Origin of the sequence: Planococcus ruber (assembly GCF_022819085.1) — a bacterium.
Lineage (GTDB): Bacteria > Bacillota > Bacilli > Bacillales_A > Planococcaceae > Planococcus > Planococcus ruber.
On sequence record NZ_JALHAG010000001.1, the window covers coordinates 999755 to 1020581 of the forward strand.

Annotated in this window: 20 protein-coding genes and 1 other annotated feature; of the genes, 19 read left to right on the forward strand and 1 reads right to left on the reverse strand. The window is 46.4% G+C overall.

The features are described 5' to 3' along the window. The first annotated feature begins 10 nt into the window (after positions 1 to 10). The 5 genes from MTR82_RS05115 (at position 11) to serA (ending at position 6605) form a co-directional block, all read left to right on the forward strand. On the forward strand, positions 11 to 1624 hold the full coding sequence (locus tag MTR82_RS05115; RefSeq protein WP_246808102.1) for a YceG family protein: 1614 nt from the start codon (positions 11 to 13) through the stop codon (positions 1622 to 1624). A gap of 19 nt (positions 1625 to 1643) precedes the next feature. Beyond that, positions 1644 to 2723 carry a toxic anion resistance protein gene (locus MTR82_RS05120; protein ID WP_052650415.1) on the forward strand — a complete coding sequence of 360 codons (1080 nt, stop codon included), beginning with the start codon at positions 1644 to 1646 and terminating at the stop codon, positions 2721 to 2723. 26 nt (positions 2724 to 2749) lie between these two features. Next, positions 2750 to 3328, forward strand: a complete 579-nt coding sequence (locus MTR82_RS05125; protein ID WP_246808103.1) for a TerD family protein — start codon at positions 2750 to 2752, stop codon at positions 3326 to 3328. 218 nt (positions 3329 to 3546) lie between these two features. Further along, positions 3547 to 3773, forward strand: a binding site (T-box leader). A gap of 85 nt (positions 3774 to 3858) precedes the next feature. Further along, positions 3859 to 5016, forward strand: a complete 1158-nt coding sequence (locus MTR82_RS05130; protein ID WP_246808105.1) for a pyridoxal-phosphate-dependent aminotransferase family protein — start codon at positions 3859 to 3861, stop codon at positions 5014 to 5016. 2 nt (positions 5017 to 5018) lie between these two features. Then, positions 5019 to 6605, forward strand: a complete 1587-nt coding sequence (gene serA, locus MTR82_RS05135) for a phosphoglycerate dehydrogenase (protein ID WP_246808107.1) — start codon at positions 5019 to 5021, stop codon at positions 6603 to 6605. Positions 6606 to 6625: 20 nt separating this feature from the next. Here the strand turns inward: serA and MTR82_RS05140 are convergent, their stop codons facing one another. Next, positions 6626 to 7429, reverse strand: coding sequence for an HAD family hydrolase (locus MTR82_RS05140; RefSeq protein WP_246808108.1), 804 nt, complete (start codon positions 7427 to 7429; stop codon positions 6626 to 6628). Positions 7430 to 7556: 127 nt separating this feature from the next. Between MTR82_RS05140 and MTR82_RS05145 the strand changes: the two genes are divergently transcribed. From MTR82_RS05145 to MTR82_RS05210, 14 genes are all read left to right on the forward strand, one after another. Next, positions 7557 to 8660 carry a nitric oxide synthase oxygenase gene (locus MTR82_RS05145; protein ID WP_246808109.1) on the forward strand — a complete coding sequence of 368 codons (1104 nt, stop codon included), beginning with the start codon at positions 7557 to 7559 and terminating at the stop codon, positions 8658 to 8660. A 13-nt stretch (positions 8661 to 8673) separates the two neighbouring features. Continuing rightward, the gene (locus tag MTR82_RS05150) at positions 8674 to 8913 is read left to right on the forward strand and encodes a hypothetical protein (protein WP_246808111.1); all 240 of its coding nucleotides are present in this window, start codon (positions 8674 to 8676) and stop codon (positions 8911 to 8913) included. Positions 8914 to 9053: 140 nt separating this feature from the next. After that, positions 9054 to 9770 carry a YebC/PmpR family DNA-binding transcriptional regulator gene (locus MTR82_RS05155; RefSeq protein ID WP_052650429.1) on the forward strand — a complete coding sequence of 239 codons (717 nt, stop codon included), beginning with the start codon at positions 9054 to 9056 and terminating at the stop codon, positions 9768 to 9770. 225 nt (positions 9771 to 9995) lie between these two features. Beyond that, positions 9996 to 11579: a class I adenylate-forming enzyme family protein gene (locus tag MTR82_RS05160; RefSeq protein ID WP_246808112.1), complete on the forward strand. Its 1584-nt coding sequence runs from the start codon at positions 9996 to 9998 to the stop codon at positions 11577 to 11579. Next, on the forward strand, positions 11572 to 12798 hold the full coding sequence (locus MTR82_RS05165) for an acyl-CoA dehydrogenase (RefSeq protein WP_246808113.1): 1227 nt from the start codon (positions 11572 to 11574) through the stop codon (positions 12796 to 12798). Before MTR82_RS05160 ends, MTR82_RS05165 begins: the two co-directional genes overlap by 8 nt. 33 nt (positions 12799 to 12831) lie before the next feature. Continuing rightward, positions 12832 to 13812 carry an NADPH:quinone oxidoreductase family protein gene (locus MTR82_RS05170; protein WP_246808114.1) on the forward strand — a complete coding sequence of 327 codons (981 nt, stop codon included), beginning with the start codon at positions 12832 to 12834 and terminating at the stop codon, positions 13810 to 13812. Positions 13813 to 13829: 17 nt separating this feature from the next. After that, entirely contained in the window at positions 13830 to 14606 is a 777-nt protein-coding gene (locus MTR82_RS05175; RefSeq protein ID WP_246808115.1) for an enoyl-CoA hydratase/isomerase family protein, read from the forward strand. Between the two features lie 58 nt (positions 14607 to 14664). After that, entirely contained in the window at positions 14665 to 15777 is a 1113-nt protein-coding gene (gene dctP, locus MTR82_RS05180) for a TRAP transporter substrate-binding protein DctP (protein ID WP_052650440.1), read from the forward strand. A gap of 75 nt (positions 15778 to 15852) precedes the next feature. Then, positions 15853 to 17178, forward strand: a complete 1326-nt coding sequence (locus MTR82_RS05185; protein ID WP_246808117.1) for a TRAP transporter large permease — start codon at positions 15853 to 15855, stop codon at positions 17176 to 17178. A gap of 23 nt (positions 17179 to 17201) precedes the next feature. Continuing rightward, positions 17202 to 17750, forward strand: coding sequence for a TRAP transporter small permease (locus tag MTR82_RS05190; protein ID WP_052650444.1), 549 nt, complete (start codon positions 17202 to 17204; stop codon positions 17748 to 17750). Between the two features lie 44 nt (positions 17751 to 17794). Then, positions 17795 to 18379, forward strand: a complete 585-nt coding sequence (locus MTR82_RS05195) for a TetR/AcrR family transcriptional regulator (RefSeq protein ID WP_052650446.1) — start codon at positions 17795 to 17797, stop codon at positions 18377 to 18379. Positions 18380 to 18405: 26 nt separating this feature from the next. Then, positions 18406 to 19152 carry a 2-phosphosulfolactate phosphatase gene (locus MTR82_RS05200; protein ID WP_052650448.1) on the forward strand — a complete coding sequence of 249 codons (747 nt, stop codon included), beginning with the start codon at positions 18406 to 18408 and terminating at the stop codon, positions 19150 to 19152. Positions 19153 to 19169: 17 nt separating this feature from the next. After that, complete coding sequence (locus MTR82_RS05205; protein WP_246808118.1) at positions 19170 to 19952, forward strand: enoyl-CoA hydratase/isomerase family protein; 783 nt, start codon at positions 19170 to 19172, stop codon at positions 19950 to 19952. A 19-nt stretch (positions 19953 to 19971) separates the two neighbouring features. After that, entirely contained in the window at positions 19972 to 20817 is an 846-nt protein-coding gene (locus tag MTR82_RS05210; RefSeq protein WP_246808120.1) for a 3-hydroxyacyl-CoA dehydrogenase family protein, read from the forward strand. The last annotated feature ends 10 nt before the right edge of the window (positions 20818 to 20827 follow it).

Below are 20827 nucleotides of genomic sequence, written 5' to 3' on the forward strand. Positions count from 1 at the left end.
AGGGAATCCCATGGTTCAACTGCATCCGGTACGCGTGAGAACGTGGGATCCGGAAAAGATTGGGGAGTGGCTGAATAAGCCCATCATCAATCATCCAGAAACGAAAATTGAAGAAGATAGCTTGACCTATCCTCAGCTTATCGGTGAATTCGTCGGCATGTCCTTAGACGAAGACGATTATTTTGCGGGCATTTATGACACCATGGAAGCCGCAGAAGGACGTCTGATCCGGCTATCCGGGAAACTGAACAAACAAATTTCCTCCGAACGGCTGCGCAGCCTGCAGGATTTGTTTGATATGAACAAAAAAGAAAACGGCCTGTCGCCGAGCCGGATTGTCGCATTTCTTGACGGCAAAGGCCTTATGCCGAAGCTGAAAGATCCCGGCTTGAACCGCAGGCTGCGGCTCGTGCTGATTGATACCCTCAAAGAGTTCCAGAACCACTCGGCAGCTGCCACAACCCATTCTTCTTTCCGCAGAGTAGCAACGGATTTAGTGAAATGGACATTCAATCACATTGAGCCGGAACTTGAAAAGCTAAATCTGGAAAAAGGCTTGCCCGCTTTTTTATGGTATGCCGATATGTCTGAAAGCGAAAAATGGTTCCTGAAATTTTCTGCAGCGTTCGGATTCCACATCATTGCGTATGATCCTGAAGGCAAACATTGGCTCGCCGATGCAGTAGGAGGGCAAGATCTTCTCAGCCATAGCTTCCAGGTAACGAGTGATCATGTAGTGCAATTTCCGGATGAAAAACCGGAACGTGTCGGAACCGTCGCTTTTCGCGCTACGCAGGAAGTGGACCGTTTGCTGCATCATGATGATTCAGGCTTATACAAGCCTTTCCAGTTTAAATCGTACTCGACACGTTCGATTCGCCTAAAAACGACAATTGACGAAGCGTTCATGCTCGCCAAAGAACGTGCGATGGTCCGGCCTTCTTTTGGCGTCGAGCGGGGAAGCGTTGTCATTCCCGTGGTATTCGCCAAGGTTATGGGGATCGAAAAAGACCGAAAGCGGTTTTGGGACAATATCCATAACTTAACGGAAAGAGAAGATACATTATTGATCCGCAGTTTCCCGTTTATTGAAGAACGGAAAGGTAATCAGTTGTTTCATTACCGAGCAGCACTGGATAAGACCGGAAGGCTAGATCCGGAAAAAATGAAAAACGCCAATTGGTGGAAATACAGCCGATTGCCTGATGGGGTGCAAACGGCTATCTGCGAAGCGATTGCCAGACATGTAGAAAAGCCGATGCTGACTCCGCAAACGGGAGAATCGTTTGAAGACCTTCAGCTTTATTTATTTTCACAATCGATGTCACTTCCGGATTCGGTGATCCAGTTAATCCAGTTATTTGATTATCCTCAGTTTGTGCCGACTCTTTTGTTCTATAATGAAGAAAAAGACGCTGAATTAAGCCGGGCAGATGCCAATGCAATCGCACTTGTCCATACATTCGGCCTCGATGTCATCATGATCAACCCGCAAGGCCATCAAGACATCGAACGCTGGATTGACACGGAAGCAATCGACACGCATTGGCTGGATGAAAGAAGTTTTAATGAGCCCTACCGAGAACCATCTGTCGTGAAAAAGATATTCAGAAAATGGCTATGACCTAAAAGGAGTGAAGAAGATGAATACGTTGCCGCAGCAAATTGAACAGCAGGAATCTCTTATGCAAAACGAAAATGAGTTGAAAGTGAAATTGAAGCAAGACCCGGAAGTCATCAAATTGGCCTCTACGATCAACCCGAAAAACCAGATCGAGTTATTGGAGTTCGGGCGTGAGCCGGCCAATGAAATTTCAGCTTTCACCGGAAAAGTCCTGAATTCTGTCCAGGCAAACAGCATGGAAGAATCCAGTGAACTGCTGAAGCAGCTTGGGAAAATTATGGACAAGTTCGACAAAAAGGATTTTGTTGAAAAGAAAGGCTTCTTGAATAAAATCTTCAACAAAGGCAACAAAATGATCGAGCAATTGTTCAGCAAGTACCAGACGATGGGAACTGAAATTGATAAAGTGTATGTGGAAATCACCAAGTACGAATCGGAAATGAAAAAATCGACAACTACCTTGGAAGAATTGTACGATCAGAACTTCAATTATTTCATGGAACTGGAAAAGTATATCGCAGCAGGCGATTTGAAAGTCCAGGAATTGAAAGCCCAGGAGCCGGAAGTCCGTGCAAAAGCGGAAAGCGGAAACCAAATGGCCTTGATGGAGCTGAATTCCCTGCAAAATGCGATTGAATTATTGGAGCAGCGGGTCTACGATTTGGAGATGGCAAAGCAAGTATCGTACCAATCCGCTCCGCAAATCCGTATGCTGCAGCGCGGCAATACGAAATTGATCGGAAAAATCAATTCGGCTTTTGTTACGACCATTCCGATCTTTAAAACCGGTTTGATTAATGCCATTGCCGCGAAGCGCCAAAGCTTGGTCGCAGAAGGCATGAATGAGCTGGATCGCCGGACAAACGAAATGCTTTTGAACAATGCAAACGACATCTCAAGACAGAGCGTCGATATTGCGCGTATGTCTGGACAACCGAGCATCAAAATTGAGACAATTGAACAGACGTGGGAAACGATTATGCAAGGGATGAATGATACGCGCGAAATCGAAGCGGAAAACCGCAAAATGCGTGAAGAAGGGCGCCTTCGCATAGAAGAGCTTCAAAAGAAATACGAAGATACCCAACGTAAAGCTTAATTAATCAGTCGGAGGAGGAAATTATTATGTCATCGATCAACTTATCAAAAGGGCAGAAGATTGACTTAACAAAAACAAATCCAGGATTAACAAAGGTTCTCGTCGGTTTAGGATGGGACACGAACAAATATAGCGGCGGCGGAGATTTTGACTTGGATGCGTCGGTTTTCCTTGTCGGGGAAAACGGAAAATCCCGCGGGCCGGAAGATTTTATCTTCTATAACAACCTTGTGGGAGGAAATGGTTCGGTTACCCACACTGGCGATAACTTGACTGGTGAAGGGGAAGGGGACGATGAGCAAGTGATCGTCGATTTGCCGAATGTCCCGGCAGATATCCATAAAGTGGTCTTTACGGTAACGATCCACGAAGCGGACAGCCGCGGCCAAAACTTCGGACAAGTATCCAATGCCTTCATCCGCATCTTGAACGAAAGCACAAACGAAGAAATTCTGCGCTACGATTTAGGGGAAGATTTCTCCATTGAAACAGCCCTTGTCGTTGGTGAATTATACCGCCACGCCGGCGAGTGGAAGTTCAACGCAATCGGCAGCGGCTACCAAGGCGGACTTGCTGCATTGGTCAGCGACTTCGGTTTAGCTTAAAACAGAAAATAGCATTTACAAAAAAAGCCTGGGAAGCAAATTTCATTTGCCTCCCAGGCTTTTCTATTTTCATTAACTCCCAAAAATTTTTTAAATATGTGAAACACCAAGGGAATAAGATTTCTGCAAATTGAAAACGGTTACATATTATCTGAATATTTTATCTATATTGACAACTTGTTTTTATTTGATTATGATGGACTCAATTCAAATATCACTTAACTATGTTGATGGAGATAAGGTGTAGGCAGAGGAATCTGAAGAGAGCTGATGGGTGGTGGAAATCAGCGGTTCCGGCTTATGGCAGCACTCCTGAATAGATGGATTGAACTTGAGTAGGTCCATCCGGCCTGTGCCCGTTACGCATTCGAACCAATGAGGCTGCCTTTAAAAAAGGCAGTGAATTAGGGTGGTACCGCGAACCGAAAGGCTCTTCGCCCCTTGCATTTATATGTAAGGGGAGGAGAGCCTTTTTTAGTGTTCAATTGGATATGAGTTAATTGCCTTAAATCGAAAGGGGAAATTTCACTATGCTGACTGACCAACAAATTTTGCGTATTCCGGGGCCAACGCCCATACCGCCAAGTGTCAACCGGGCGATGAGCCAACCGATGATCGGCCATAGAGGCGAGAGCACTTCCGATATGATTAGCGATATTCGGCCGAAGTTAAAGCGCGTTTTTGGAACGGAACAAGAAGTCATGATTTTGACTGGAAGCGGAACTTCTGCTTTAGAGACGGCAGTCGTCAATGTAGTCGCTCCCGGAGAAACGGCAGCGGTGATAGTAACGGGATCATTCGGAGAGCGTTTTGCAAAGATCTGTGAAGCGTATAACATCGAAACCCATATAATCGAAGTGACTTGGGGAGAAGCTTTGGAGCCTTCGGCGATCAAGGAATTTTTGCAGGAACATCCTGAAGTGAAAGCCGTTTTTTCTACTTATTGCGAAACGTCAACGGGCGTATTAAATCCGATAGCGGAACTGGCTTCGGCCATTAAAGAAGTTTCAGAGGCCCTCCTCATTGTCGATGGCGTTTCCTGCATCGGCGGGGTGGAAACGAAAATGGACGAATGGGGATTGGATGTCGTCGTAACAGGGTCCCAAAAAGCCTTTATGCTGCCGGCGGGCTTAGCATTCATCGCGGCGAGTGAACGGGCATGGAAAAAAATCGGAGCCAACCCGCGGCCTCGTTTTTACCTGGATATGAAAAAACATCGCGACAATATCATCAAAGACACGACGCCTTTTACTCCCGCAATTTCACTTCTTTTCGGTCTCCAGCAAGTGCTCCGGTTGATGGAGGAAGAAGGTCTGGAGGAAGTATATGCCCGGCACCGGTTGATGATGGAGATGACGCGTTCGGCTTTTAGCGCATTAGGAGTTCCGCTTCTGACAAGCGATGAAGATGCATCGCCGACTGTGACTTCCGTCCAGCCGGCGGACTTCGAAGCACCAGTTTTCCGGAAAATCATGAAACAGGAATTCGGAATGGACATTGCCGGAGGGCAGCAGCATATGGCGAAAACGGTTTTCCGCATCGGACATATGGGATACTGTTCGCCTGCTGATGTGCTTCAAGCGATTGCCGCTATGGAAATTGGCATCGCCAAAGCCGGAGGAGCGATTGAACTCGGCAAAGGCGTCCGGGCGGCGCAGGAAATCTATTTGAATGAAGGGAAGAGATAAAAATGGCTTTTCAAATTTTAATCAGCGATCCGCTAAGTGAAGATGGCATCTATCCTTTGCGACAGACAGAGGGATTTAATATTGTGATGGAAACGAAATGGACTCCTGAACAATTAGAGGAACGAATCGGCGAATTCGATGCGCTGCTAGTCAGAAGCCAAACGCAAGTGACGCGTGCAATTATCGAAAAAGCCGAGAACCTGAAAATTATTGGCCGGGCAGGGGTAGGCGTGGACAATATCGATCTCGAAGCGGCTACCGAACGCGGCATCATCGTCGTAAACGCGCCAGACGGCAATACCAATTCCGCCGCCGAACATACGATGGCGATGCTCATGTCGATGGCCCGGAAAATCCCTCAAGCCTTCCATGCGCTGCGCAATAAAACCTGGGACCGCAAATCATATGTAGGGGTCGAGCTTAAAAACAAAACGCTTGGCGTGGTCGGACTGGGCCGAATCGGCGCGGAAGTAGCGGCACGGGCAAAAGGGCAGCGGATGAATGTCATTGCCTACGATCCATTTCTGACCGCTGAAAAAGCGGAGAAGCTGGGCATTGATTTTGGCACCGTGGAAGAAGTGTTGAAAGCTGCAGACTTTATCACCGTACACACGCCTTTATTGAAAGAAACACGGCATTTGATCAATGAAGCGGCATTTAGCATCATGAAAGACGGCGTTCAGATCGTCAATTGTGCGAGAGGCGGAATTATTGACGAAAATGCCTTATACAATGCCATCAAATCGAAAAAAGTAGCGGGTGCAGCGCTTGATGTGTTTGAACAGGAGCCAATGGTGGATTTTCGTTTGCTCGACTTGCCGGAAGTGGTGGCGACGCCGCATCTTGGTGCTAGCACAATTGAAGCGCAGGAAAGCGTGGCAGTGGATGTCAGCAAAGACGTCATCAGTTTCTTGACTTCAGGGACCGTACGAAATTCCGTGAACTTGCCTTCTGTCCCAAAAGAAATCATGGCGAAAATTGAACCTTATTTCGAATTGTCGGAACGGCTTGGCATCTTTTTGACGGATTTGGCCGACGGCACCGCAGAAGAAGTCAATCTCCAATATTCAGGAGAGCTGGCGAATATGGAAGTGGGGCCGCTGACGCGCAATACATTAAAAGGCCTATTGAAGCGCCATCTCGGTACGCATGTGAATGATGTCAATGCGATGTATTTGGCCAATCAAAAAGGGATAATGGTGAACGAAAGCAAGTCTACCACTTCGAGAGGGTTTACGAACCTGATTACAGTGGAAGTAAAGACGGCAAAAGGCACGCGAAAAGCAGCTGGAACTTTGTTGAATGGCCAAGGCGCACGTATCGTCAAGGTTGATGATTTTATCGTCGATGTGGTGCCGAAAGGGCATTTATTGTTCATTCGCCATAATGACCGCCCTGGGGTAATCGGACGCGTCGGGACCTTGCTTGGAACAGAAGATGTCAACATTGCGACGATGCAGGTGGGGCGTTCAAATGAAGGGGGAGCTGCGATCATGATGCTGTCCATCGATAAAGCAGCCCAGCAATCGAGCCTCGAGCAATTGAAAAACTTAGCAGAAATCGAAGAAGTAACAGCGATCAATCTTTAAACAAAAAGCAGAAAGGCTCTTCAGAGCCCTTCTGCTTTTTTGATTGCTTCCAGAATCGGCAGCAATTCCTGGAGGTGTTTGATTTCGTATGTAGGAATGATGGTATCGTGGGGAGCTTTCGCTTCCCGGTTGATCCAGACGGAACGGATGCCGGCTTTTTCCGCACCGATGATATCGGTCATGAGATTATCTCCGACCATCAATGCGTCTTCCGGCTGCAGGCCGAATTGGGATAAGGCATGCTGGAAAATCGCAGGATCCGGTTTGCCGCGTCCGAAGGCGCCAGAAATGACAATATGGTCAAAATAAGGGGCAATTTCCGGTGTAATCTCCAGTTTCGTCTGTTGCAGCGAAGGAGAGCCATTCGTCAGCAGCAATAATTGATAACGCCCTTTTAATTGTTCGAGAATTTCCAAAGATTCTTCATAAAGAGTCGGGCTTTGCCTTCTTGCTTCCGGAAAATAAGCGGCCAGCTTTTCGCCGAGTGCAGGGTCCTCAATGCCGATCTCTTTTAATCCGCGAGTCCAGGCGTTTCGCTGGTAATCCGGCATTATAGCTTTCATTTGCTGGAAATCGCTGCCTTCATCGTCAAATGTCCCCCACAATCCTTCGAAAGGGTTGATGCCGATCATTTGTGTATAAGGATAAGTAGAGTAGCTCGCGTAAAGCTTGCTTGCTTCGCTTCTTACCGCTTCTTCAAGGCGGCTGCAGTCTTTCCCGCTGATTTCAGCTGCGAGCTCACAAGTTTTTTCGAAAGCGGTCGCCACACTTTTTTTATCCCACAATAACGTGTCGTCCAAATCAAAGAAAATCGCTTTTACCATGGATGGAATCTCCTTAATTTATATTTTCAAACTCCTTCAAGTCTACTGCATCCTTATCTAAAAACAAAGAGCTATCATTTAGAGAATGAGAGCCGAGATGGTATGATGAATCCAAGGAGTGATGTTCGTGAAGGCAGTTGAGACAAGGCATGCTTTGCTGGAAGAAGCAGCTAATTTTTTGGCAATTTGCTATACCGAGTTAGGGAAAAATGAGCAAGAGCTGGCAGATAGAATAGAGGGGGTAGCCAAGGAAATTGATGCGACTGGCACTTACCGCCATACGTTCGAAGAATTGGAGCACGGTGCGAAAATGGCGTGGCGCAACAACAACCGCTGCATCGGCCGGCTATTTTGGAATTCATTGACGGTTTTTGATGAACGTTTTCAAAAAACAGCGGAAGGTGCATTTGATGCACTGATTCAACACATTGATTTTGCTACGAATAAAGGAAAAATCCGTCCAACGATTACGGTCTTCCCGGCTGCACACGACGGAGAAGATGAGATGCGCATTTGGAATCATCAATTGATCCGCTATGCCGGCTATGAAAAAGATGGAAAAGTGGTTGGAGACTCCAGTTCGATCGAATTCACCCGGCAATGTGAAAAATTGGGCTGGAAAGGTGAAGGGACCCATTTTGATCTTCTCCCAATCGTGATTCAAGTAAAAGGGCAAGAGCCTCGCTTTTTCGAGTTGCCGAAAGAATCCGTGATGGAAGTGGAAATCACGCACCCAACTTTTGAAAGGTTTAAGGAAATAGCTGCCAAATGGTATGCCGTTCCAATCATTTCTGATATGAAGCTCGAAATCGGCGGCATCCATTATACGATGGCGCCGTTCAACGGCTGGTATATGGGCACCGAAATCGGGGCGCGGAATTTGGCTGATGAAGACCGCTATGATTTATTGCCGGCAGTAGCAGAAGCGATCGGTGCGGATACAAGCTCGAACCGGACGCTCTGGAAAGACCGGGCGCTTGTCGAACTGAACGTTGCCGTCTTGGAGTCTTTCAGCGAAGCCGGCGCCACCATCGTGGATCATCATACGGCTGCTAAACAATTTCAAAGCTTTGAAAAAAAAGAGGCTGGTGCAGGAAGGGACGTCACCGGCAACTGGGCTTGGCTCATTCCGCCGATGTCTCCAGCCACTACGCATATTTTCCATAAGCCGTATAAGAACGATAAAGTGAAGCCGAATTATTTCTATCAGCAAGCGCCGTATTCAACGTAAGGAGTGGATTTTCATGAAGGAGTTCAAAGTTACGTACTTTTTTGACGAAAACCATTATATCCGAAGGTTCATTCATCTGGAGTCACAGGAAGAAGCGGAGCGGCTGGTCCGAAGCGAACGGGATCAATACATTTCGTTCACAGACAGCCGCGGCATTTACCACGAACTTCACACAGGGAAAGTTCGGGCGATTCAACTCTCCGAATATTTCCGGACGGATAAAAAGGGAAAGACAAAGCGGGACTCTCATTAAAGGGAGTCCGTTTTTTTGTTGTTCAGCTCTCAAATTTTTCTTTTCAATTTCTATAACTCGAAAAAATCCGGGTTTTTATTATATAATAGAAGGAGTGAACGTTCTTCACATTCAAAGTTGAAAGAAAGTGGGAAACCAGAATGGGACGCAAGTGGAATAACATCAAAGAAAAAAAAGCATCAAAAGATGCTAATACTAGCCGGATATATGCAAAATTCGGCCGTGAAATTTACGTAGCGGCGAAGCAAGGGGAACCGGATCCTGAATCGAACCAAGCGCTGAAAGTGGTGCTGGAGCGCGCGAAAACTTACAGTGTGCCAAGAGCCATCATCGACCGGGCCATTGAAAAAGCTAAAGGCGGTTCAGAAGAAAGCTATGATGAACTTCGCTACGAAGGATTTGGGCCGAATGGTTCGATGGTAATTGTCGATACGTTGACCAACAATGTCAACCGCACCGCATCAGATGTGCGTGCAGCCTTCGGGAAGAACGGCGGCAATATGGGCGTCAGCGGCTCTGTTGCTTATATGTTCGACCACACAGCAGTCTTCGGCATTGAAGGCAAGACGGAAGAGGAAGTGCTTGAACTGCTGATGGAAGCGGATGTGGATGTGCGCGACATCGTCGCAGAGGAAGACTCGGTAATTGTCTACGCAGAGCCGGATCAATTCCACGTGGTGCAAGAAGCATTCAAAAGTGTCGGCGTTACAGAATTCACCGTAGCGGAATTAACGATGCTTGCACAAAACGAATTGGAGCTTCCGGAAGAAGCACAAGCTCAGTTTGAAAAAATGATTGATGCAATTGAAGACTTAGAAGATGTTCAGCAAGTCTACCATAACGTCGAATTAAAATAAGTTCCTGAAAACCTTTTCCGCCTCGGCAGAAAGGGTTTTTATTTTGGTTCATCGTTTTAATAATAATAGGAGTTGAATAAATATTTTAAATCGTTTGAAAATTGACTTGTAATTCAAAAAAAGAACCCTTATACTAATTTTGAAGTTATATTCTAAATTTTTTGTTTATTTTTTATGAAAAAATGTAAGGGGTTACATTTTGGGTGAAGACAGAGGAGGCAATGTATGGAGATTTCTGAAATGAATCTTTTTGGACGTGAACATATTAAGGTTTTCAAAAATCGCCCGAAAGCGATAACAGAAATTCTTTCGGACGGTGTGCAGCAATTTGGAGAAAAAGTTGCGGTTGCAACAGAGGAGCATGAGCTTACATACAAAGAATTGGATGACCTTTCATCTATCGCAGCAGCGAACCTTCAGCAAGCAGGAATTGAAAAAGGCGATCGTGTGGCAGCTGTGATCGGCAATCGCCATGAATTCCCGATTATGGTCTTCGCCTGTTCGAAAATAGGGGCGATTATGGTTCCGATCAATGTGAAATTAGCGATGGAGGAGATTGAGTACATTCTCGGACATTCCAAACCGAAAGTGATAATCGTGGAACAGGAGTTCACCAAAAAAGTTCGGCAAGCGGCAGAAGCAAGCGGCAGCCTGGAAGCTGGCAGCCGATTATTCGAAATAGAAGGGGAAAATACGTTCAGTTCCTTGCTTGAACAAAATGCCGAATTGACGGAAGCTGCTATTTCAGAAGAGGACGGGGCGTTTATCTTGTACACTTCCGGAACGACAGGAAGACCAAAAGGTGCAGTGCTTTCCCATATCAACGTCATCCACAGCGTGATGAATTATAAATACGTGTTCCAAACTGACGATACAATGAAAACGCTGATTGCGGTGCCGATGTTCCATGTGACGGGACTGATTGGGCAATTGCTGCACGTTCTTTATGTCGGCGGAACGGTCTACAGCATGAAGCGCTATCAAAACGAAGCCTATATCGAGAGAATCCTTAAGGATCAAATCAACTTTCTGTTTAATGTCCCGACCATCTTTATCATGATGTCCACAAGTGAAAAGTTCCAAAATCATTCGTTTGATTTTGTGAAGAAAGTGGCTTTTGGCGGGTCTCCGATTTATCAGCAAACTTTTAATATGCTGAAGCAAGCCTTTCCGAATGCTCAATTGCACAACGCTTATGGGTCGACGGAAACCACTTCTCCCGCTACCTTAATGCCGGTATCCTATCCGGAATCGAAAGTGACATCGGTCGGCCGGCCAGTTGCCGTAGCCGATATTAAAATAATGGATAGCGAAGGCAATGAATGTGAGCCGGGGGAGTCAGGCGAACTTTACATCAAAGGCCCGATGGTCGTCAAAGAATATTGGGACAATCCGGAAGCCAACCTTTCCAGTTTCACTGATGGCTACTGGCATTCAGGAGATCTCGGAATAATGGATGATGAAGGCTATATTTACATCCGGGACCGAAAAAAAGACATGATCAACCGGGCGGGGGAAAAAATATTCTCCATCGAAGTGGAAGATGTGTTGAAGAGCCATCCGGATGTGGTGGAAGCAGCGGTAATCGGCATACCGGATCCGGTTTTTGGAGAAAAAGTAAAAGCTTTTGTTGTAGGGTCGTCGCTGGATCCGGACGATTTCTCGATGTTAAAAGAGCATTGCCGAAAATCGTTGGCCAAGTTTAAAGTACCGGAAGAATTTGAGATTATTGAAAGCCTGCCAAGAAATGCATCGGGAAAAATTTTGAAAAACACTTTAAAACACGTAGGAGGAGAAAAGAATGCTTAAAGAGCTGTCGCCTAAAGCACAGGAATTAAGAGTAAAGCTAATAAAGTTTATGGACGAATACGTTTATCCAAACGAAAAAACGGTTGAAAAATACATTGAGGAAGCGGAAGACCGCTGGACGATCCCGCCGATTATCGAAGAATTGAAAGAAAAAGCGAAAGAACAGGGATTGTGGAATTTATTCCTGGACCATCCAGAATATGGAGCGGGGCTATCCAATTATGATTACGCACATCTTTGCGAAATCATGGGCCGCTCATTAATCGCTCCCGAAATTTTCAACTGCAACGCACCCGATACGGGAAACATGGAAGTTTTCGTGAAATATGGAACCGAAGAGCAGAAGAAACAGTGGCTTGAGCCGCTCCTGCGCGGTGAAATCCGTTCCTGCTTCTCCATGACGGAGCCTGACGTGGCTTCTTCGGATGCAACGAACATCCAAAGCAGCATCGTACGGGATGGAGATGAATATGTTATCAATGCCAAGAAATGGTGGACGACAGGCGCCATGGATCCGCGCTGCAAAGTGGCGATTGTGATGGGGAAAACAAATCCGGATGCGCCAAAACACCAGCAGCAATCGATGATTTTGGTTCCCTTCGATCTTCCGGGAGTCGAAATCAAACGTCCGCTGACGGTTTTCGGCTACGACGATGCCCCGCAAGGACATGCGGAAGTCCATTACAATAACGTCCGGGTACCGGCATCGAATATGCTGCTCGGCGAAGGGCGCGGGTTTGAAATTGCCCAAGGCCGTCTTGGGCCAGGCAGAATCCACCATTGCATGCGCGCCATCGGAGCAGCAGAACGCGCACTTGAATTATTATGCAAACGTGCAGATAGCCGAGTAGCTTTCGGCTCTACGTTAGCTGAAAAAGATGTCATTCGTGAAATTATTGCGGAGAGCCGAATCGAAATCGAACAGGCACGCCTGTTGACTTTGCATGCGGCCCATAAAATTGACGAAGAAGGCGCGAAAGCAGCCCGAAAAGAAATTGCCATGATTAAAATTGCAGCCCCGCGTGTGTCATTGAATGTCATCGACCGGGCGATCCAAGTATTTGGCGGAGGCGGCTTAACAGAAGACTTCCCGCTTGCTGCCCATTATGCAAATGCACGGACGCTGCGCCTAGTAGACGGACCGGACCAAGTCCACTTGCGCGATATCGGCCGGCTTGAACTACGCGAACAATTAAAAGAAGAAGTGAAAAGCAAATAAGAAAAGAAAGTGCGACAACGAGGAGGTTAGTGGATGAAGACATGGTCTGTGACAAAGTTGGCAGATCCACAAGAAGCACTGGAACTGGTTGAAAACAGGAAGCCTGAACCAGGGCCAGGTGAAGTGCTGGTAAAAGTCGAGGCAGCCGCTTTGAATTTCTTTGATATTCTGCAATGCCAAGGAAAATACCAGGAAAAGCCGCCCCTGCCGTTTACTCCGGGAGCAGAAATCGGAGGAGTGATTGAGGCGGTCGGGGAAGGAGCGGCGTTCAAAGTGGGACAACGCGTTCTGGCAACTCCTCTTCTTCCGAACGGCGGCCTCGCGGAATGGACATGTGTAAAGGAAGAGGGCATCTTCCCGATACCGGATTCGCTTTCATTCTCCGAAGCAGCCGCCCTGTTCATTACGTATCAAACCGCTTATTTCGCTCTACACCGGACAGCCCGCCTTCAGCCGGGGGAAGTCCTGCTTGTCCATGCGGGTTCCGGCGGCGTCGGCTCCGCTGCCATCCAGCTTGGAAAAGCGGCAGGCGCGACCGTCATTGCAACAGCAGGAAGCGATGAAAAAACGGAAATCTGCAAACAGCTTGGAGCCGATCAGGTCATCAACTACCGGACGGAAGATTTTGTTTCAATCGTGAAAGAAGCGACAAATGGCAAAGGGGCAAACGTGATTTTCGATCCGGTGGGCGGCGATACATTCGACCGTTCGAGAAAATGCATCGCTTTCGAAGGCAGGCTTTTGGTAATTGGCTTTGCAGGCGGCCGAATTGCCGATGCTCCGACAAACCATGCTTTGATCAAAAACTATTCTATTGTAGGGGTCCATTTTGGATTGTTCCGGAACCTGATGCCTGAAGAAGTCATGAAAGCGCATCTGGAATTGATGGATCTGTTTGAGCAGGGAGCCATCAAGCCGCTGATTTACGAAGAGCTGCCTTTTGAAAAAGTGCCAGCTGCCTTGGATTTATTGGGAGACCGCAAGACCTACGGGAAATTGGTAGTGATTCCATAAAACAAAGGGGGAAGCCGATGGGGAACTTAGTGGAGATTCAAATCGAAAATGGAATCGGGCATTTGAAATTGAACCGTCCGGATAAACTGAATGCTTTATCAAAAGAATTGGCTGAAGAACTGCTTCAAGGGCTGGATTCGTTGAATAAGGATAAAGAAGTCAAAGCAATCATCCTTTCGGGAGAAGGAAAGGCGTTTTCAGCAGGCGGCGATATTGCCTCGATGAAGGAATTGGCCGGTGCTGCGGAAGTGGCAGAATGGATGGAATTTATCTCGGGGGTATCCAAGAAACTGATGGGCGCGGATAAGTACATCATTGCGGCGGTTCATGGATATGCTGCCGGTGCCGGATTCAGCATTGCATTGGCTGCAGATTTCATCGTTGCGGATGAACAGGCCAAATTCGCTTTAAGTTTTGCCAATATCGGATTGATCCCGGATCTAGGGCTGATCAAGTCTTTATCCGAACGGGTTTCCAAACCGATTGCGAAGGAATGGATCTCGTCTGCAAAAGTCGTGTCAGCCAAAGAAGCCTATGACAACGGCATCATCAATCGAATTTCTGAAGGGCCAGTGCTGGAGGAAGCGGAACGATTTGCGGAATTCATCGTTAAAGGCCCAGCTATCAGCAATAAATACGTGAAGTATTTAGTCAACCATGTCGGGGAGCTTCACGCCGAAACGGCTTTTACGCAGGAAAATATCATTCAGGCGATGCTGCTGCAAACAGCTGACCATAAAGAAGGCGTCTCCGCTTTCTTCGGAAAGCGAGAGCCGCAGTTTACAGGGAACTAAAACCCTTGAAAAACGGCAATACAGAAAGGCAGATAAACAAACGGATGGAGGGAAAATAATGAAAAAGTTCAAATCGCAGTTGCTGGTGGCAAGTCTAGGATTGGCAGTTCTACTGAGTGGGTGCAGCAGTGACGATTCCGGCAGCACTTCAGCAGAAGGCGAAAAAATTACGTTGCGGGCTGCAACCGGTTTAAGTGCCCAGCATGCTTGGTGGGAAAAATCTATGGTTCCATGGATGGAGCGAGTTGAAGAATTGACGGACGGACAAGTTGAATTTGAAACCTTTACGGGTGGAGAATTGGTAGCAGTGCCGGATGAAGCGGAAGCTTTGGAAAGCGGCACCGTTGACGTAGCCCTTGTATTGCCGATCTATCAGCCGGACCAATTCCCGATGGCTGAAGTAACGATGCTCCCGTTGAACCATTCGGATACCTTAATCGCTTCAAATGCTTGGAAAAAGCTTTTGGAAAGTGATGAAGAATTAGCGGATGGCAAAACGTATACAGAAATGCAGTTTGGAAACTTTAAAGTTTTCCCTGTATCCACTACCCAGGAGTATTCCATTTCGACTACTGGCCATGAGTTTAATTCGGTTGGCGATGTAAAAGGCACTTCACTTCGTACGCCTTCACGGATCCATGAAATGTATGCTGCAAAAACAGGGATCAATAGTGTGACGATGCCGGCAGTTGAAATTTATGATGCGCTAAGCCGCGGTACATTTGAAGGTGCTTTCTATAGTATTGCCGACTGGACCGGATATGGTTTCCAAGATCTGTTTACCTACACAGTAACCGGCATCAATTTCGGCCATTTCAATGCATTTATCGGAATGTCTCAAGATAAATGGGAAGAAATGCCCGAAAATGTGCAAGAAGCAATGACACAAGCAAACGAAGAAATTTTCGAACCAGGAGCTCAAGAATGGATGGACCGCGCAGAAGCGATTATTCCGGAAAATGAAGCAAATGGCGGAAAATTCGTCGACTTTAGCGAATTGGACCAAGAAGTTCAAGACCACTTTAATACAGGAATTGAAGATACATGGACAGATTACGCGAAGCTTTTGGAAGACAACGGCCTTCCAGGCAATGAACTTGTCATTAAATGGAGAGATTTAGTGGTGGAAGAAGGCGGAGAAGTGCCGGAAGCCATTATGAATTTAGAATAGCAGCACCATCAAAAGGGATAGCGCAGAAAAGATCGCCGTCCCTTTTCTTTTCAGACTTTTGCAGGGAGGCCCTTTATGGATAATTTAGTGGTTATTGGAATTATTATCGCAATGATGATCATCTTGTTGATTGCGGGGTTGTACATTCACTCCGTGCTCCTTGCCAGTGGAATTATCGGTTTAATCCTATTGGAAGGCTTTGGCATTCTGCCAGGTTTGCTCGGCAACGAACCGTTTAATCGGGTGGCCAGTTATACACTGACGACGATTCCTCTGTTTGTTTTAATGGCTCAATTTATCCTGCAGTCGGGACTCGTCCAGGATATTTTTTATATGGTCCATAAAGTATCAAAAGGAAAAAACAGCCTTCTTGGCGTATTGACCTTGATTATCGGAGGGATGCTTGGAGCGGTATCGGGTTCAGGTACGGCAACCGCTGCTTCGCTCGGGCAAGTGGCGATTCCGGAACTCAGAAAACATGGATATAGCGCTCCGCTCGCTGGAGCTATCGCTTCCTCTGGCGGCTCTTTATCCGGAATCATTCCACCGAGCATTATCTTGATTTTATATGGAGTGGCAACGGAAACTCCAGTCGGCAGCTTGTTTGTCGGAGCGTTTATCCCAGGCATTCTGACAATGATCGTATTTATTTTGGTGATGTTGGTATATTTCCGAATGGAGAAGAAAAAAACCGCTTCTGCAAATGAACCAGAGATCAAAGAAACCGCAGGGACGCCTGAAAAGCTGTCAGCGTTTCGCTTGATCGCCGCAAGTGTTATTGCCATTGTCATCGTATTGGTGATCTTCGGCGGGATTTACTCCGGGCTTTTCACCCCTACTGAAGCAGGGGCCGTCGGAGCGTTTGTCGGTTTGCTGGCTGCATTGGTACTAGGGAAAGTCAATTTTAATTTCTTTAAAGTGTCTGTGGTTGAAACCGTCAAGTTGACAGGAATGGTCATGATTATCATGATCGGCGCACAGATTTTTGGGCGATTTGTCTCTCTTTCGTTATTGCCAAGAAAGCTGATCGAATTTATCGAACCGATTATGGATACGCCAGTGCTTGTGCTGATCGCCATTTCGGTCGTTCTTTTCATTATGTTTATGTTTATCGAGGGAGCTGCAGTTATCCTGATGTCTATTCCGGTCATCTTGCCGATCATCCAGGAACTTCAAGTAGATGTCCTTTGGTTCGGCGTCTTTATCGCCGTCATTTGTACCATCGGCTTGATCACCCCTCCGGTCGGCCTTAGTGTTTATGCCGTAGCTGGCGTCAGCGGAATCAATTCGGGTTCGATTTTCAAAATCGCCATGGTATTTGCCATTGTGGCAATGATTGTGGTCTGTGGCTTGATGATTGCGTTTCCGGGACTTGCTACATGGCTTCCGAATTCGATGTGAATTAATGAAAGGGGGTAAGCTTCATGAATGGTGTATGGAAAGCCTATAAAGTTTTCGACTATATAAAATTGGCAGGAATTTGGGTCAGCGGCATCAGTGTTTTAGTGATGATGTTCCTGATCGTCTATGATGTAGCGGTCCGTTCCCTTTTCTCTAGTTCAATACGCGGCGGATTTGAAATTATCCAGAATTACATGATGCCGCTTGTGGTTTTCCCGGGACTTGCATATGTGTATGCTTCTGGTGTCTTGCCGAAGATGGATTTGGTGCTTGATAAAATCGGGCAAAAGGCGAAGAAGGTCCTGATCTTTTTAATGATTTTATTGGAGCTATTTGTATTGGTCCTCATTGTCCAGTTTAGCTGGGAATATGCAATGAACGGACTCGAAAGAAAGACGGCTTTCCCGGCTGCAGGCACACTGTATCCTTTATATCCGCTGTTTTTCCTGATTCCAATTGCATTTGCCCTGATTGTCATTGAAAATGTATTTATTTTGATCCGCAACATTTTGATAAAAGAACCTTCCTTGACAATGCGGGAAGTCGAAGAGAAACCGGAAGAATTATTGTGAAATCTGCACTCAGATTAAATCTATTGAATAAATGAGGGAATGCAATGAGTCTACGGGAGCGAAAAGCAGCTAAGAAAAAAGAAGACATTCTTCGTTCAGCCAGTTCCGTTATCTCACGGCAGGGCTTCCATAAAACAACGATGGAAGACATCGCTGCTGAACTGCTGATGACGAAAGGTTCGCTTTATTATTATTTCAAAAACAAAGAAGAATTGCTTTTTCATTGCCATGATTTGATCCTTACCGGTGCAATGGAATTGATAGAAGACATTTATCAGGAAAACATTTCTTCGGTGGAAAAGATGAAAAAAGCGATAAAAGCCCATTTGGACATCGCGATCCAGGAAAAAGAAATCTTTAATCTGATCGTAAAGCCGGAACAAATCTTCTCGGAAGACCATATTGAAGACATCGTGAATAAAAGAGATGTCTATGCGGGATTATTCGATAAAATCATTGCTCAAGGGGCTGAAAGAGGCGAGTTTCATTTAAGGCAGCAAAAAATGGCGCGGATGATCATACTTGGAGCCACGAACTGGATTCAAGTATGGTATTCCGATAAAGGCGAATTCAGTAAAGACGAAATTGAAGAGATTTATGCGGACTATCTGCTTAAAATGCTGCTTTGAAAATAACCATGAAGGATTTGGAGTGCATGAGAAGAATCCATGTAATTACACAGAAAGAAGCGGTCAAAGAAGAAAAGCTGATCGGTTGTTCAGCCGTTGTCATTGATGTTTTTTTGGCAACTTCGACAATTACTTTTTTGCTGGAGCATAACTACGGACCGATATATGCAGTGAAAGACAGTGCAGATGCTTTAATACTGGCAGATGAACAAAAAGGTGATTATATCCTGCTTGGGGAAACAAAAGGCGAATCGATTGAAGGATTTCGATATCCCGATCCTTGTTTGATCGAGCCATGCAGCAGCCAGGAGGCAGCGATCATTTGCTCAACAAATGGCACGAGGGCGATTGAAAAAGCGGCTAAGGCAAAAACGCTTTTCATCTCCTCTTTAGTGAATGGCCATGTGATTGCTGAACAGCTTCACATTCAACAAGACGAATCCTCCATCGTGTTGATTTGTTCAGGAAATGATGACCGTTTTTCAATGGAGGATTTTATCGGAGCAGGACAAATTGTGCACCACTTGAAGGATAGCGGCGACTATCAGCTTTCGGATGCTGCTAAATTGGCCAAGTCTGCCTACGAAGCGTCGCTGGCAACTGGTTTTGCTGAGTTGTATGAAAGCGAAACGGCAGAATTGCTTAGAAGATTCGATTTTGCAGAATCGATGGAACTGATCATTCGCAATCATGAAAAGTTAACGGTCATTCCGCTAGTTGAAAACGGCGCAATCCGAAATGCCACCGTCAAAATAAATTCCGGCAATGGATAAAAAGGAGTCGAGCAGAAATGGAGGATAAAGAATTGATTCAAGTAGAAACGGAAGGGCATTTAGCTATAGTGACATTAGCGAACCCACCCGTAAATGTACTGACCGATCAAATCATCTCGGAATTGGATGCAGCCATAGAGGAAATAGCGAAATTGCCGGATATCCGCGCCGTTATCTTGCGCGCTGCAGGGGAGAAAGCCTTTGCAGCAGGTGCAGATATCGGCCAATTTCCTTCTTTGACAGAAGAAACGGGAATTCAACTGGTCGATAAAGGCAAACGGGTTTTCGATAAATTAGCAGCTTCAAATGTTCCAGTCATCTGTGCGATCCAAGGCCTGGCTTTAGGAGCGGGACTGGAACTCGCCATTGCCTGCGACATCCGGGTGGTCGAAGAAGATGCCAAACTCGGGCTTCCTGAAACAGGGCTTGGCATCTTGCCGGGATATGCCGGAACACAGCGCCTGTCCCGTTTAGTCGGAATCGGAAAAGCAAAAGAGCTTGTGCTGTCCGGTGTCCTGCTGTCAGGGCAGGAAGCTTACGAAGTGGGACTGGCAGAACGGGTTGTGCCCAAAGGCGGCGCTTTTGAAGCGGCGAAAGAATTAGCGGAGAAGGTAGCGGCGAAAGGGCCAGTGGCAGTGGCCAATGCGAAGCGCGCCATAAATGAAGGAATTGAATTGCCGCTCGCTGAAGCGCAGGAGCTGGAAAGCTATTTGTTTTCAAAGCTTGTGGGAACCGCAGATATGCAAGAAGGAGTTAAAGCGTTCAAAGAAAAACGAAAGCCTGTATTTCAAGGGAAATAAAGTCGAGGAGTGATCGCCTATGGAAAAAATTGCAGTGATTGGGGCCGGAATTATGGGCAATGGAATTGCCCAAGTGGCGGCAGAAGGAAATTATCAAGTAATTTTATACGATGTGAACCCAGAAGGGCTTGATAGAGGAATTAAGCGAATTGAAAAGACCTTGTCCCGAAATGTGGAAAAAGGAAAAATTGAACAGGCAGAAGCGGATGCGATCAGAGAAAGAATCCGGCCGACGAGCAGCATCGAAGAGTTGAAGGAAGTAGATATGGTCATTGAAGCCATTATTGAACAGATTGAACCTAAGAAAAAGTTATTTGCAGAGCTTGACCAAATTTGCAAACCCTCTACGATTTTCGCTTCGAATACTTCCGGGTTAAGCATTACAGAAATGGCAGCAGCTGTAGAACGAAGCGGCCAAGTCATCGGCATGCATTTTTTCAACCCGGTTCCCGTCATGCAATTGGTTGAAATCATCCGTGGAGAACAGACAAGCGATGAGACGGTTGAAGTGGCGCACAAAGTGGCCCAACAATTTAATAAAACAGCGATCTCGGTCAAGGAGGCGCCGCTGTTTGCGGTTAACCGGATTTTGACGCCAATGATCAATGAAGCAATCTTTGTATTATCGGAAGGCATCGCGTCAGCTGAAGATATTGATAAAGGCATGATGCTTGGCGCAAGCCATCCGATCGGGCCGCTTGCCTTAACCGATTTGATCGGGTTGGATACGATGCTTTTTGTAGCGGAAACACTTTACAACGAAACCAACGATTCCAAATATCGGCCAGCGCCTTTATTGAAGCAATACGTACGGGCTGGCAAACTGGGACGGAAATCCGGAGAAGGATTTTTCAAATACGACTGAGCTTTTAAAG

Excerpts from the sequence above, each read along its gene's own strand:
- MTR82_RS05120 (WP_052650415.1), top strand. The coding sequence starts at position 1,644 with ATGAATACGTTGCCGCAGCAAATTGAACAGCAGGAATCTCTTATGCAA.
- MTR82_RS05195 (WP_052650446.1), top strand. The coding sequence starts at position 17,795 with ATGAGTCTACGGGAGCGAAAAGCAGCTAAGAAAAAAGAAGACATTCTT.
- MTR82_RS05140 (WP_246808108.1), bottom strand. The coding sequence starts at position 7,429 with ATGGTAAAAGCGATTTTCTTTGATTTGGACGACACGTTATTGTGGGAT.
- MTR82_RS05210 (WP_246808120.1), top strand. The coding sequence starts at position 19,972 with ATGGAAAAAATTGCAGTGATTGGGGCCGGAATTATGGGCAATGGAATT.
- MTR82_RS05185 (WP_246808117.1), top strand. The coding sequence starts at position 15,853 with ATGGATAATTTAGTGGTTATTGGAATTATTATCGCAATGATGATCATC.
- MTR82_RS05165 (WP_246808113.1), top strand. The coding sequence starts at position 11,572 with ATGCTTAAAGAGCTGTCGCCTAAAGCACAGGAATTAAGAGTAAAGCTA.
- serA (WP_246808107.1), top strand. The coding sequence starts at position 5,019 with ATGGCTTTTCAAATTTTAATCAGCGATCCGCTAAGTGAAGATGGCATC.
- MTR82_RS05125 (WP_246808103.1), top strand. The coding sequence starts at position 2,750 with ATGTCATCGATCAACTTATCAAAAGGGCAGAAGATTGACTTAACAAAA.
- MTR82_RS05200 (WP_052650448.1), top strand. The coding sequence starts at position 18,406 with ATGAGAAGAATCCATGTAATTACACAGAAAGAAGCGGTCAAAGAAGAA.
- MTR82_RS05130 (WP_246808105.1), top strand. The coding sequence starts at position 3,859 with ATGCTGACTGACCAACAAATTTTGCGTATTCCGGGGCCAACGCCCATA.
- MTR82_RS05205 (WP_246808118.1), top strand. The coding sequence starts at position 19,170 with ATGGAGGATAAAGAATTGATTCAAGTAGAAACGGAAGGGCATTTAGCT.
- MTR82_RS05160 (WP_246808112.1), top strand. The coding sequence starts at position 9,996 with ATGGAGATTTCTGAAATGAATCTTTTTGGACGTGAACATATTAAGGTT.
- MTR82_RS05175 (WP_246808115.1), top strand. The coding sequence starts at position 13,830 with ATGGGGAACTTAGTGGAGATTCAAATCGAAAATGGAATCGGGCATTTG.
- MTR82_RS05150 (WP_246808111.1), top strand. The coding sequence starts at position 8,674 with ATGAAGGAGTTCAAAGTTACGTACTTTTTTGACGAAAACCATTATATC.
- MTR82_RS05190 (WP_052650444.1), top strand. The coding sequence starts at position 17,202 with ATGAATGGTGTATGGAAAGCCTATAAAGTTTTCGACTATATAAAATTG.
- dctP (WP_052650440.1), top strand. The coding sequence starts at position 14,665 with ATGAAAAAGTTCAAATCGCAGTTGCTGGTGGCAAGTCTAGGATTGGCA.
- MTR82_RS05170 (WP_246808114.1), top strand. The coding sequence starts at position 12,832 with ATGAAGACATGGTCTGTGACAAAGTTGGCAGATCCACAAGAAGCACTG.
- MTR82_RS05115 (WP_246808102.1), top strand. The coding sequence starts at position 11 with ATGGTTCAACTGCATCCGGTACGCGTGAGAACGTGGGATCCGGAAAAG.
- MTR82_RS05155 (WP_052650429.1), top strand. The coding sequence starts at position 9,054 with ATGGGACGCAAGTGGAATAACATCAAAGAAAAAAAAGCATCAAAAGAT.